This window comes from Peribacillus sp. NPDC056705, from assembly GCF_043656335.1.
This window is the reverse complement of record NZ_JBHTYI010000009.1, coordinates 80,446-94,228: the sequence shown is the minus strand read 5'-3', so window position 1 is coordinate 94,228 and position 13,783 is coordinate 80,446. Positions and strand designations below refer to the sequence as shown.

At 38.9% G+C, this 13,783-nt stretch carries 12 protein-coding genes; 10 read left to right on the top strand and 2 right to left on the bottom strand.

Going from position 1 to position 13,783, the window contains the following annotated elements:
• Positions 1–14: 14 nt before the first annotated feature.
• From fabF to ACFRAK_RS13885, 3 genes are all read left to right on the top strand, one after another.
• Positions 15–1,253, top strand: coding sequence for a beta-ketoacyl-ACP synthase II (fabF, locus tag ACFRAK_RS13895; protein ID WP_192203708.1), 1,239 nt, complete (start codon positions 15–17; stop codon positions 1,251–1,253).
• 137 nt (positions 1,254–1,390) lie between these two features.
• Complete coding sequence (locus tag ACFRAK_RS13890) at positions 1,391–2,158, top strand: DUF2268 domain-containing putative Zn-dependent protease (protein WP_387596246.1); 768 nt, start codon at positions 1,391–1,393, stop codon at positions 2,156–2,158.
• Between the two features lie 108 nt (positions 2,159–2,266).
• A complete protein-coding gene (locus ACFRAK_RS13885) occupies positions 2,267–3,022 on the top strand; it encodes a YjbA family protein (protein ID WP_192208171.1) in 756 nt (251 codons plus the stop codon).
• 35 nt (positions 3,023–3,057) lie between these two features.
• Here the strand turns inward: ACFRAK_RS13885 and trpS are convergent, their stop codons facing one another.
• Positions 3,058–4,044, bottom strand: coding sequence for a tryptophan--tRNA ligase (trpS, locus tag ACFRAK_RS13880; RefSeq protein ID WP_098371292.1), 987 nt, complete (start codon positions 4,042–4,044; stop codon positions 3,058–3,060).
• Between the two features lie 573 nt (positions 4,045–4,617).
• On the opposite strand from trpS, the gene ACFRAK_RS13875 reads away from it, so the two are divergent.
• Entirely contained in the window at positions 4,618–5,763 is a 1,146-nt protein-coding gene (locus ACFRAK_RS13875) for a putative glycoside hydrolase (RefSeq protein ID WP_387597151.1), read from the top strand.
• Between the two features lie 50 nt (positions 5,764–5,813).
• Here the strand turns inward: ACFRAK_RS13875 and ACFRAK_RS13870 are convergent, their stop codons facing one another.
• Positions 5,814–6,002 (bottom strand): hypothetical protein, encoded by a 189-nt coding sequence (locus ACFRAK_RS13870; RefSeq protein WP_192203711.1) that lies wholly within the window; start codon positions 6,000–6,002, stop codon positions 5,814–5,816.
• 96 nt (positions 6,003–6,098) lie between these two features.
• Between ACFRAK_RS13870 and ACFRAK_RS13865 the strand changes: the two genes are divergently transcribed.
• From ACFRAK_RS13865 to pepF, 6 genes are all read left to right on the top strand, one after another.
• Complete coding sequence (locus tag ACFRAK_RS13865) at positions 6,099–6,680, top strand: GNAT family N-acetyltransferase (RefSeq protein WP_387596242.1); 582 nt, start codon at positions 6,099–6,101, stop codon at positions 6,678–6,680.
• A gap of 589 nt (positions 6,681–7,269) precedes the next feature.
• Positions 7,270–7,665 carry a transcriptional regulator SpxA gene (gene spxA / locus ACFRAK_RS13860; RefSeq protein ID WP_034314502.1) on the top strand — a complete coding sequence of 132 codons (396 nt, stop codon included), beginning with the start codon at positions 7,270–7,272 and terminating at the stop codon, positions 7,663–7,665.
• Positions 7,666–8,147: 482 nt separating this feature from the next.
• Positions 8,148–8,816 carry an adaptor protein MecA gene (gene mecA, locus ACFRAK_RS13855; RefSeq protein WP_260284003.1) on the top strand — a complete coding sequence of 223 codons (669 nt, stop codon included), beginning with the start codon at positions 8,148–8,150 and terminating at the stop codon, positions 8,814–8,816.
• Positions 8,817–8,930: 114 nt separating this feature from the next.
• Positions 8,931–10,439, top strand: a complete 1,509-nt coding sequence (cls, locus tag ACFRAK_RS13850) for a cardiolipin synthase (RefSeq protein ID WP_387596238.1) — start codon at positions 8,931–8,933, stop codon at positions 10,437–10,439.
• Between the two features lie 97 nt (positions 10,440–10,536).
• Positions 10,537–11,745 (top strand): competence protein CoiA, encoded by a 1,209-nt coding sequence (locus tag ACFRAK_RS13845; RefSeq protein ID WP_394571885.1) that lies wholly within the window; start codon positions 10,537–10,539, stop codon positions 11,743–11,745.
• A 191-nt stretch (positions 11,746–11,936) separates the two neighbouring features.
• Positions 11,937–13,754 carry an oligoendopeptidase F gene (gene pepF / locus ACFRAK_RS13840; RefSeq protein WP_394571884.1) on the top strand — a complete coding sequence of 606 codons (1,818 nt, stop codon included), beginning with the start codon at positions 11,937–11,939 and terminating at the stop codon, positions 13,752–13,754.
• Positions 13,755–13,783 lie beyond the last annotated feature (29 nt).

Below are 13,783 nucleotides of genomic sequence, written 5' to 3'. Positions count from 1 at the left end.
AGGAGCCATTTTTAATGACTAAACGCCGTGTAGTTGTAACAGGTATTGGAGCAATCTCTCCAGTTGGTAATGATGCAGAAACTGGATGGAAGAATATAATCGAGGGGAAATCGGGAATAGGACCTTTAACTCGTTTGAATGCTGAAGAATTCCCCGTTAAAGTGGCTGCTGAAATCAAGGAATTTGATATAGAGACATATATAAATCGTAAAGAAGCGCGCAAAATGGACCGTTTTACCCACTATGCAATTGCCGCTTCCGTTATGGCATATAATGATAGCAAGCTGGAAATAACCGATGAAAATGCTGCACGTGTCGGGGTCTGGATCGGTTCGGGTATCGGCGGGCTGGAGACACTTGAAACACAGCATGAAAACTTTTTAAACAGAGGATATAAGCGGGTGAGCCCATTTTTCGTTCCAATGATGATTCCGGACATGGCAGCCGGCCAGGTTTCTATCTTACTGGGTGCAAAAGGCATCAATTCATGTACGGTAACAGCCTGTGCAACAGGAACAAATTCAATTGGAGATGCGTTTAAAGCCATTCAACGGGGTGATGCCGATGTCATGATCACAGGCGGGGCAGAAGCGCCAATCACGAAAATGTCTGTTGCAGGTTTCTGTGCAAATACGGCTTTATCGACCAATCCTGATCCACAAACGGCTAGCCGTCCTTTTGATCTTAATCGTGATGGTTTCGTAATTGGGGAAGGATCGGGAATTATCGTTCTGGAAGATCTTGAACATGCATTGAATAGAGGAGCCAAGATTTATGCTGAAATAGCTGGTTATGGCTCAACTGGAGATGCCTTCCATATTACCGCTCCGGCACCAGGTGGAGAAGGCGGGGCAAGAGCAATGAAAATTGCAATTGAGGATGCAGGTTTGAATCCGGAAGACATCCAATATGTGAATGCCCACGGAACGAGTACGCCATACAATGACAAATACGAAACGATGGCAGTCAAAGAAGTCTTTGGCGACCATGCTAATAAACTAGCAATAAGTTCCACTAAATCGATGACAGGCCATATGTTAGGGGCAGCTGGCGGTGTGGAAGCAATATTCACGATTCAGGCAATAAGGGACAGCATTTTGCCTCCAACCATCAATATTGAAACACCAGACCCTGAGTGTGATTTGGACTATGTTCCGAATCAAGCAAGGAAGGGCGAAATCAATGTAGCCATAAGCAATTCACTTGGATTCGGTGGACATAACGCAACCATTCTTTTCAAGAAGTATAAATAAGTTATGAAGGAAGGGCAGATCTTTTGGGATCTGCTCTTTTTATTTTTAAGGGAAAATGAAAATGCAAGGGATATAAAATGTGTCAACCGCCTTCTTGAAATCATACGATAGTCAAAAGAAGCGGGGGTGTATGGGAAATGGGAGTCATTTCAACCGATGAATGGATGAAGAAGGAATTCAACCGCCCGGTCAGGATGATGGAAAGACTTAAAAGTACATTCAACAATATCCTTGATGCGGACATGATTTATCATCATTTATTAAAGCATGGCATGTATTCGCCGAATCAAAAAACAAAACTCATATGGGAAGATTTAAAAGAAAATAATGCATGGGAAAAAACAGAAAGCTTGTTTACAGCTTATAAGAAGCTTTGGGGAGGGCCTGATGTTCCCATATATATTTTTCCGCTTATGTCTTCAGGAATATGGAATAAAAAAGTTGAAACGAAGTCAGGGTTGGCATTTAAAGATAAACTATTCCTTTTTTACGGCAAGGGGATGGCCGAAAAGGAAATGGAGGCCCTGTTGATTCATGAATATCATCATGTTTGCCGTCTGCATCATTTGAAAAAGGACCAAAAAGACTACACTCTCCTGGATACGATGATCATGGAAGGACTGGCAGAAAGAACGGTGGAAAAATATTTAGGAGCAAAATTTTTAGCGAATTGGACTAAGTTATATCAGGAAGATAAACTACGGGAATTTTGGATCAGGCATTTAGAGGAAAAGCACAAGATAAAACGTACAGACCCTCTTCATGATGCACTTCTGCTTGGGACGAAAGGATATCCATATATGCTTGGATACTGTAGTGGTTATTACCTGGTGAAAAATTTTGAACTCTCTGTGAAGAGATCATTTATTATCCAATCTGAAGAATTCTTATCAAAAAAGAGTTAATATATACGTTCTTTTTTTCTTAATCTGTTTTCTAGAATAGGAATAAATTGTATGGTTCCTGCCTATACTGATTGACAAACAGAAATTTGTTTAAGTGAGGGATGAATGATGCTATATCTTCATGATGTATGGGTTAACTGGTTTGAAGGAGAAGAAAACGGCTATAATATTTGTCATTTTCATGAATGGAGGAAGGATGACGGGATCGAACTATTAGATCAAGTTCCTTTGTTGAAAGTGTCTTCAACATTGTTCCACTACATAGAGAACGACTTGTCAGAATTACCTAAGCCATTGCTCAATGATGTTTATCAAAAAGCATATGCAAGGAAAAATCATGAAAGAATTCAGCTTGACTATTGTTTTATCGTGACTGATGGAAATGGAATTTTAGCTGTTGATACGATAGGTTATCATATTCCGATCAGGAAAAGCAGAATAATTCCCCGGCAGGAACAAATTGTTTATGACATGATAGAAAACCATGATGAGATGGATTACACCTTTACTGAAAAACCTACATCTGAGAAAGAATATCATATTTTGTCGCCGTCTCCCTTATTCATGAACGGTCTGACAAGAAAAGAGAGACAGCTTAAGCAATTGTTATTCATGGCCATGGACCAATTATTCACTGCGAAAAACACTGCTGAAATCCGTTATTGGTATACAGAATGGGCCCCTGAGAAATATGAAAACATTCAAGAAATGGATTTTCAGATAGCTTGGCTTGAGTTATATGAAGAAATGAAGGAAGGCTGGTCGGAGAAGCACCTTCAACTTTGTGAAAACCTTGTGAAGGGGCAGCCTTTTTTTGAAAAGCTTTGGCAAGTGGAGGCTGGCGATAGCCCATCGATATTATGAACAAAAAAGACGATCCGATGAGGATCGTCTTTTTTTTATCTCTTTCTGCCTAGTCCCATGCCATTATACATTTTTCTGATCATTTTATTGGCTTCAATATTCGCCTTTTCTGCACCGCGGTCCAGAATTTCATCCAATTCAGGTGAATCGATCAATTCATTAAAGCGTTCCTGGATTGGTAGGATTTCCCCAAGAACCACCTCAGCCAAATCACTTTTAAAGTCACCATAACCTTTACCTTCATACATCTCTTCAATTTCTGAATAGGATTTTCCACTGAAGATGGAGTATATGGACATCAGGTTGGAAACACCCGCTTTGTTTTCCTTATCATAACGGACAATACCTTCCGAATCGGTAACTGCGCTTTTGATGTTTTTTTCGATTTGCTTCGGATCATCCAATAAGGCAATCGTTGCCTTTTTATTAGGATCAGATTTGCTCATTTTCTTGGTTGGTTCCTGAAGGGACATGATACGGGCCCCTTCTGTAGGGAGGCTGATTTCCGGAATTTTAAAAATGTCATTATGCTTTTTATTGAACCGTTCAGCCAAATCGCGTGTCAATTCAAGATGCTGTCTTTGATCCTCCCCGACAGGAACCACATCTGTACTATAAAGGAGAATATCGGCAGCCATTAACGGCGGGTATGTAAGCAGTGCTGCGGATACCCCTTCTTTGCCAGCGGATTTGTCCTTGAATTGCGTCATTCTCTCAAGTTCCCCAATATAGGATATACTTTGTAAAATCCAGCCTGCCTGAGCATGCGCAGGTACTTCTGATTGAATGAAGATGGTATTCTTTTCAGGATCCAAACCAATGGCCAAATATAAAGCGGCCAATGTTTTAATGTTTTTCCTTAACTTAATGCGATCTTGTGGAACTGTAATTGCATGCTGGTCAACAATACAAAAGAAACATTCATATTCATTTTGTAAGTTAACGAATTGTTTCATGGCTCCGATGTAATTTCCTAAAGTAACGGAACCGGATGGCTGAATGCCGGAGAAAATCCTTTTCAACTGCTAGTCACTCCTCTAAATGCGTTTATTGATAAATGGATATTCGTTCTTCATTATTGTAAGGATAAATAGAAAATGAATCCACTTTCTTTGAAAGAAATGTGCGTGCTCCCGTGATGGGGAAAAACGCTCATTTAAATCTTGTGGAGGGCCGTTTTGTCCTGTATCGATGCCATTCTGAGAATACGAAATGTCCACTATACTGTATTTTAGCATTTATTCATATTAAATGTATAATCGAAACGGCAATCAAGCCGATAGATTGGATTTTCCGTTTCTTTATTTTGACATGGAAGAAATGAAGGGTTCAAGGAAAATCAAACCGTTTAACATATAGCACAATGAGCAGAGCATTTTAGGGAAGGATACTAACAAGGGAATACAGGATTATGATCGTATTCTTAAGGCTGAAACTTTATAAAGCAGTTTTTTAAATTATTTTTAATATATAGGAGTAAAGTGAATTGTTTGTGGTATTAAAGAAAGGGGTTTATTATATTTGTTGAATATTGATGACTGATGGCGAATGAGGTGGAGAAAATGAAACCATTGTGTAAATTGTTGATGACAGGTATGTGCATATTCCTGATTCAACAGCCAGTTCATGCGCAAGGCATGAATGAAACCAGGCAGGTGGCATTAGAAAATAAAGAATTGCCTGTGAGCGTACCGCGTTTTGTTTTTGATTCGGGGTTGAAATTCGACTACCCGGATGCTGTGCGCGGAATATATGTGACAGGTCCTGCAGCTGGCGGCAATAAATTGAATGAACTTATTAATTATGTAGATGAAACCGATTTGAATGCGATGGTCATTGACATTAAGGATGACAGGGGGAACGTTACGTATAAACCCGAAGATCCCGATTCTCCATATGCTGGGATCGGTAAAGACTACATAAAAAACCCAAGGTCAATGCTGAAAAAATTTGAGGATAAACAGATTTATCCAATTGCAAGGGTAGTCGTCTTTAAAGACTCCCATTTGGCCAAAGAGAAACCTGAATTGTCTTTTTTAGATGGAGAAAAGGTATGGAAGAATGGTCGAGGGGAAGCCTTCGTTAACCCATTCTTAAAAGAGGTGTGGGATTATAATGTCGGTATTGCCATTGAAGCGGCAAAGTTGGGTTTTAAAGAAATTCAATTTGACTATGTCCGTTTTCCCGAAGGATTCGAAAATAAAGAAGATGATTTGAAATATGATGTAGGTGAATATGATGAAGCGAAAGTGAGTAATACAGCTAAAAGGGTTCAGGCAGTGACTGATTTCGTAAGTTATGCGAGGGAACAACTGGAGCCATATGGTGTGGAAGTATCAGTGGATATTTTTGGATATGCAGCTACATTGCCTGAAGCTCCCGGAATTGGGCAAAACTTCACAAAAATCTCTGAAAATGTTGATGTAATTTCCTCGATGATCTACCCGAGTCACTGGACATCTTATTTTGGTATCGATAAGCCGGATTTGGAGCCTTATAATCTCGTTAAGGAATATGCAAAATTAGAGAACGGAAAGCTTAAGGAATTAAAAACACCACCTACTTCAAGACCTTGGTTACAAGACTTTACTGCCTCATATTTAGGAGAGGGGAATTACCAAAGGTATGGTAAGGAAGAAGTGGAAGCCCAAATAAAAGCATTGAAAGACAATGGTATTGATGAATACTTATTATGGAATGCAGCAAATCGATATACAAAGGGAGTAGACTATACCCCATGAAATAAGGATGACCTAGGAAGTTTCTTCCGGTCATCCATATTCTCTCTGAATTACCGCTTTTTATTCCCGCCAACTTGACTCCACCCTGACTGAATTCGTTTCGAATGATCGAAAATATGAGAGTGACGTTTCCCGCCAAACCATTTTTCGCCGATGCCATTCGTCACAACGCCATTCACGGCTGTAATGCCAATAACGCAAGCAGCGACTAAAAAAAAGTCCAAAAAGTAACTGATCATCAAAACCCTCCTAATATTTTCAAGCTATTCAAGTTCCATTGTAGTGGATAAGAAATAATCTGGAAAGTATAAACTAGCAAATGAGGAGATTAAATTATGAATTGGTACGAAAAGCTAAACCAGTATTTCCCTATTGAAGAGATGAAGTCCAAAGAACATATAGAAGTCCTTTTAGAAGATAAGCAGGAAATATATAAAAAAGATGAAGGTCCCGACCATGTTTTATTGTATGTGGAAGGGGAAGAGTTTATATTCATTGATTACCTTTTTGTATCAAAGAAATCAAGGGGGCAGGGACTAGGGAGGAAATTGATTCAAAAATTGCAAAAAAAGCAGAAAACGATCTTGCTGGAAGTAGAACCAGTACAAGAAAATGATGATGACACATTTAAAAGGCTGAAATTTTATAAAAGGGAAGGGTTCCGGCATGCCTCTTCGATCTCCTACAGCAGAAAATCGCTTGCCACCAAGGAGGATACGCCTATGGAAATCTTATATTGGCCCGCATCTCCATCTGTTGATGAAGAAGACGTATTTGATTTCATGAAAGAGATTTATTCTGAAATCCATACTTACAAAGATGATGATCTTTATGGGAAATCTTATCAAGATGTAGAGGATGTACTAAGCTTGAATGCAGGTCAGGAAACGGATATTTTTAAAGAGGTGCAAATTTGAGTAAAAGGGCCGGTTGTTTCACTGGCCCTTTTTAATTTGTCAAAAAGTGTCCCAGCAGAAAACAACCGGAACGTTTGCAAACTGTCTTTTCTTATTGTGCATATTTTGCATTAAAATGAATATCTAAATAGCTGATTTTTGAATTGTTTTTATTTTTGGAAATATATGTGCTAAAAGAATGGTTTTTAATGTAAAAGGAGGAATTTGCATTTGATTAAAGAAAATATATTAACATGATCTTGTTTATTGACAAAGATTGGGGGTAAATAAAAGTAAAGAGTTATTTAAAGAATCATGAGGGCCGTATTGAGAGTTAAATGAGAATGGTAGGTAGGTATTTTCAATTAGAAAAAGCAGTTTTAATGTATTACATAAAAAACGGAAAAAGCTATAGTACAGGCTAAACTAGAAGTTTAAAAGGATTTTTCCAAATATCAAAAAGGGTATTCATTTTAAATAAATTAGTGTATAATAAAGAAAATGAAATACTTAATTAAAATTATTTCAAATTAGAGTGGTACTTATGAATACTAATAGTAGATTTCCCCTCATAGATCACCGATTCTATATTTAGGGAGTGTGAGTAAACATGGTAACATTATATACATCACCTAGTTGTACTTCATGCAGAAAAGCAAAAGCATGGTTAGAGGAACATGAGATTGGATATAAAGAAAGAAACATTTTTTCAGAACCGTTAACGATTGATGAGATTAAAGAAATTCTTCGAATGACGGAAGATGGAACCGATGAAATCATTTCAACACGGTCAAAAACTTTCCAAAAGTTAAACGTAAATTTAGAGAGCCTGCCTCTTCAAGAATTATATAAATTGATCAAGGAGAATCCAGGTCTGTTAAGACGTCCAATTATCCTTGACGAGAAACGGCTTCAAGTTGGTTATAATGAAGATGAGATAAGACGCTTTTTACCACGTAAAGTCCGTACCTTCCAGTTACGGGAAGCACAACGTATGGTCAACTAATAAGGTCTTTCAAGCTCTGCCAGGAAATGTGCAGGGCTTTTTCTTTATACATAACGTTTCACTGATTTTTTTAACTTAATGAAGGGGAACATAAAAGAATCCTTAGGCGGCATCAGACGTTTTGGGTTTGCAGCAGGTCCCTTGACCCGGTCATCATTTAAAGAAAAAATAATGAATGCAGCTCATCATGCTGTGTATATAATAAGGCATTAATGGCAGTATTGAATAAAGCATTATGATAGTTGCATCAGGATGAATTATTTTATAGAATGAATGGAATATTAGGCAAACAATTGTTTTTTAGATAAGTAATGTTTTTTATTTCCCTTCTTCAAGGTTTTGTCATAAAATGATGTAAAATAGTCCGTTTTAATGACTATCATGATTTACAGTATTCACTTACGGGTAAAGAGCTTTTAAGAGCAATTTTCGCTTGGGGGTTATTATCCCTTCAAAATGAGAAAGGAAGGGAGAGGGGAATCATGGAAATCGAACGCATTAATGACGATACAGTTAAATTTTATATTTCCTATATAGATATTGAGGAAAGAGGCTTTGATCGCGAAGAAATTTGGTACAGCCGCGAGCGAAGTGAGGAGCTTTTTTGGGAAATGATGGATGAAGTGCATCAAGAAGAAGAATTCATGATTGAAGGACCCTTATGGATTCAAGTTCAAGCCCTTGAAAAAGGCTTGGAAGTTTTGGTCACAAAAGCCCAGCTTGCCAAAGATGGTCAGAAACTCGAGTTGCCTCTTTCAGATGATAAGTTAAGGGATTTGAATGTATCAGACAAGATGGATACGCTTATTGATCAACATTTTCATGGTAAAGATGAAGAAAGCGGTATGACATTCGAAGATGGTATGATTGAATTCATCACAACTTTCGAGGATTTTGAAGATGTCATTTCATTAAGCAAGCGTCAGGGCTTGGATGAATGGACGACAAAACTTTATGTTTATCAGAATAAATATTATCTTTATATCGAATTTTCCGAGGCGGAGATTGATGAGGAAGAAATCGATAATGTTTTAAGTCTTTTATTGGAATATAGTCAGGAGTCACCTATAACGGTGCACATGCTTGAAGAGTACGGGAAGATAGTTATCGAAAATGATGTATTCACAACGGTCGATAAATATTTCGCATAGACTGTTGAGGCCGATTTCAGTAGAAATCGGCCTTTTCGTCCAAGAATAAATGTTTTTGCCTTAGCATGGAGGTTTTTTAAATATGCCTGTGTTTGTTAATTGGAGGTAGTCTAGGTGAAGAATATAGTTGGCGTCGGTCTGCTTATTCTCTTGTTGGTCAGTACATGGCATTTTCTAATAAATGGCGTCGATGGCGGGCTGATTTTTTATTCTAGTCTTATATTGACCCTTTTCTTGGTGATAATTGGATTCAACATTTTCATGGAAAACCGAGATCCCATCCAGACCATAACATGGCTTGTTATTTTTGGCGCTTTCCCATTCATCGGTTTCATTTTTTACTTTTTGTTTGGCCGAAATTTTCGGAAAGAGAGGATATTTCGCAAGAAGTACTTTTTGGACAAACAGAGTTTCGTGAAAATAAGCTGCGAAGCGGATTATAATGAACGAATTAAGGAAATGGGCGAGAACCCTCAGCAGTTAATCACTCTTGCAAATAGGCTGGGGAATAGCCCTATTTCATTTCAGACTGAAACCCGGGTTTTAAGGAATGGTGATGAAACATTTTCCAATATCATCGAAGAATTAAAAAAAGCCAGGCATCATATCCATTTAGAATATTATATTGTTAGGGATGACCGCATTGGCAGACTGTTAAAAGACATCTTGATACAAAAAGTAAAAGAGGGGGTAGAGGTCCGATTTCTATATGATGCGGTTGGTTCTTGGAAGTTAGCACGTTCTTATATCGATGAACTGAAGAATGCGGGAGCCGAAATGGTGGCCTTTGGTCCGCTGCATCTCCCTTTATTAAATAATAAATTCAACTTTCGTAACCATCGTAAAATAATTGTGATAGATGGCTCTGTCGGTTTCATCGGCGGTCTCAATATTGGGGATGAATATTTGGGACAAGATCGGAAATTCGGTTCTTGGCGGGATACGCACCTTATCATAAAGGGGGAAGCTGTCAGGACTTTACAGCTCATATTTCTCCAGGATTGGTATTATAGCACCAATAATAGTTTTTTAAGTGATGAATATCTCATGGCCGGACTGCCGAACCATCACGGACATGGTGGAATTCAATTGATTGGCGGCGGGCCTGATAGTGAGTGGACGATCATAAAAAGCATTTTTTTTAAGATGATCACTTCAGCAGAAAAGTCCGTCTGGATAGCTTCCCCGTATTTCGTTCCTGATGACGATATCTTACAAGCATTGAAGGTGGCCGCCTTAAGTGGTTTGGATGTCAGGCTGCTCGTCCCGAAGAACCCCGATAAACGTATCGTATTTCATGCTTCGAGAACTTATTTTCCCGAATTGCTTGCTTCCGGAGCTCGTATATTCCAATATAATGAAGGGTTCATGCATAGTAAAATCATCATCGTGGATGATCAACTGGCATCAATTGGGACAACCAATATGGATATGAGGAGCTTTCACCTGAATTTCGAAGTCAATGCTTTTCTTTACCGGACAGAAAGTACTCAGCAACTGGTGAATGATTTTTTGGAAGATATAAAGGTATCCCAAGAAGTGGAGATTGGTGCGTTTTCCAAACGGAATTTCGGTTTGAAGGTTTTGGAGTCCACTTGCCGATTGCTTTCACCCCTTCTTTAGATACTTTCTTTGATGCCGATAAGGCATTTTTTTTTTTTTTCGGATTAAAAGGAATCCTGAGCAAAACAGGCGAATGTAGTGGATGAGGAGGAGATATATGCTAACTGCTATGAAGAAAGATGGGACATGGGTTACCCTTCCTGAAAAGATACCGGCAAACGTGATTGATGAATGGAGAAAGTCAGCAGATTATTACTGTCCATGCTGTAAGATGGAAATGACCATCAAGGCGGGAAAAGTCAGGATCCCGCATTTTGCCCATAAAAATAGTTCGTCATGCCGCGCTTCTTCAGAACCGGAATCCGCCTATCATTTATTGGGAAAAAGAAAATTATTTCAGTGGTTCTTATCACATGGTTATCAAGTGGTTTTAGAAGCCTACCTTCCCGAAATTAAGAAAAGGGCTGATATTTTGGTTGTGATAGGAGGTAATCGCTATGCAATAGAATTTCAATGCTCAGTTATCCCCGAGGTTGAATTCATTGAAAGGACAAAAGCCTATCAAAGCATAGGCATCAAGCCAATTTGGATCCTTGCTGCAAAACGCTTAAAAAGGAAAAGTTTGTATGAATTCAGTTTATCCCGCTTCCACTGGCTCTTCGTCACCGGCAGCTTCCATCACCCTTTTCTTTGGATGTATTGCCCGGAAACGGATCATTTATCAGTATTGAAGAACCTCACTCCTTTTACCCCCAGAACCGTCTTTGCCGAATTGACAACAGCTTCATTAAGGTTCCTTCCCCCAAGTCGTGCATTGCCCCAAAACTGCTTTAGATTCCCTTTTCTGCCCGCATGGAGATATAAACGAAATGGCTGGTCCCTCCATCGGGTGAAAACAGCACGGAGATCCGATCCTTTTTTCGAAGGGCTATATTTACATCATATTTCACCTGCGACACTTCCAATTGAAGTGGGTGTACCGGTCAGAGGGATGCTGTTGATCGAAACTGCCTCGATCGAATGGCAGGCATGGTTATACATGGATGTGTTTCATGAGAAAAGAACAGGGGAAAAGATTTCTATGGCTGATATTATCCATAATTTTAGAAAGCGTTCAACAAAAGGTGGAATAAGGTTCAGACCGTTGCCATTGCTTCATGAAAAACCCATCGAGTATCCTGTAGGTCAATATATCATGCTTTTGATGAAATTTGGTTATTTATCAAAACTGAAAGAAGGGGTTTTTAAAGTTGAAAGGGAAATTACCCCTCCCTTCACCAGTGATCAAGCTCAAATTATGGAAAAAGATTTCTATGATAAGCATAAATTGATGATGGAAAAGGGGAATATCCAGTATAATCAGTGATAACATCTCTATTTATCTTGAATTCAGATGAAAGGGCAGGATTATTTTTGTTAATGGAGAAATAGTAATAAGAACTGGGAATTAAGAAAACTTAAGAAAGAATGAACGCCGAATGAAGTATTGCAGCGTTCGATCCGGTTTAACGATTTAGCCCAATGGCAAGTTTCTATAGAATGGGGAGGAATTTTTTTATGGCACAGGAAACAAAAGCAAATACATTACCTTCAAGAAGTGAAATAGCTCCTGAAGATACATGGAGACTGGAAGATATCTTCGCAACCGAGGAAGATTGGGAAGCTGCCTTCAAAGCGGTAAAGGAAGACCTCAAGAAGGCGGAAGCACATAAAGGGACGTTGGGGGAAAGCGCAGAAAAATTATTTGCGGCCCTTCAATTCCAAGATGAGGTATTCGAGAAGCTGGGGAAAGTTTATTCTTATTCACATATGCGCAATGATCAAGATACAACCAATCCTTTTTATCAAGGGATGGAGGATAGGGCAAAAGCTTTATACGCCCAGGCAGCAGCTGCGTTTTCATATATGGTTCCTGAACTATTGAGTATTGATGAAAACAAAGTGGAAGGTTTTTTGGAAGAAAAAGAAGATCTGAAATTATACAAACATTCTTTAGAGGAAATCAATCTTCAGAGGCCCCATATCTTATCTGCAGAGCAGGAAGAATTATTGGCGCAAGCATCAGAAGTACTTGATGCATCGGGCAATACTTTCGGTATTCTAAACAATGCCGATTTGAAATTCCCGACCATTAAGGATGAAGAGGGAAATGAAGTTGAAATCACTCACGGAAGGTATATCAGTTTTCTTGAGAGTGAAGATCGCCGTGTACGTGAGGAGGCATTTAAAGGGGTATACAGCAAGTATGGTGAGTTCCGTAATACATTTGCTTCAACCCTGTCAGGTGAGGTGAAAAACCACAACTTCAATGCCACGGTTCGAAAATATGATTCAGCACGCCAAGCGGCGTTAAGTAATAATAACATTCCGGAGACCGTATACGATAATCTCGTTAAAACGGTCAATGACAACTTGCCATTACTGCACCGTTATCTTGATTTACGTAAAAAAGTACTGCAATTAGACGAACTTCATATGTATGATCTATTCACCCCTCTTGTTAAAGAAGTGAAGATGGAAGTGACATATGATGAGGCCAAAGATTATGTCCTTAAAGGTCTTGCTCCGCTTGGGGAGGACTATTTGAACGTTTTGAAAGAGGGATTTGAAAATCGTTGGGTCGATGTGCATGAAAACAAAGGGAAACGAAGCGGTGCCTATTCTTCTGGTACATATGGGACGAATCCTTATATTTTAATGAATTGGCAAAATAACGTCAATAACTTATTCACGCTCGTTCATGAGTTTGGGCATTCGGTCCATAGCTACTATACACGTAAATATCAGCCATATCCATATGGGAATTATTCCATATTTGTAGCGGAAGTTGCATCGACCTGTAATGAAAACCTGTTGAACGATTATTTACTGAATTCAATCGAAGATGAAAAGAAACGCATCTATTTATTGAATCATTACCTGGAAGGTTTCCGCGGCACACTGTTCAGGCAAACGATGTTTGCAGAGTTTGAACATACGATTCATTTAAAAGCTCAAAATGGGGAAGCGTTGACAGCGGATATGCTTACTAAGGAATATTATGAGCTGAACAAGAAATACTTTGGAGAGAACGTGACCATTGATGACGAAATCGGTTTGGAATGGGCGCGTATTCCACACTTCTACTATAATTACTATGTTTATCAATATGCAACAGGGATCAGTGCAGCAACAGCATTGAGCAAGCAAATCCTTGAAGAAGGAGAGCCCGCCGTCAAAAGGTATCTGGAGTTCTTGAAGTCAGGAAGTTCTGATTATCCGATTGAAGTGCTCAAAAAGGCTGGCGTCGATATGACAAAAGCTGAACCCGTACAAGAAGCCATGAATGTATTCGAAGAAAAATTAAATGAGTTGGAAGAGCTTTTGAATAAATAAGATGTGAAAAGGACCCGAGCACTTCGGGT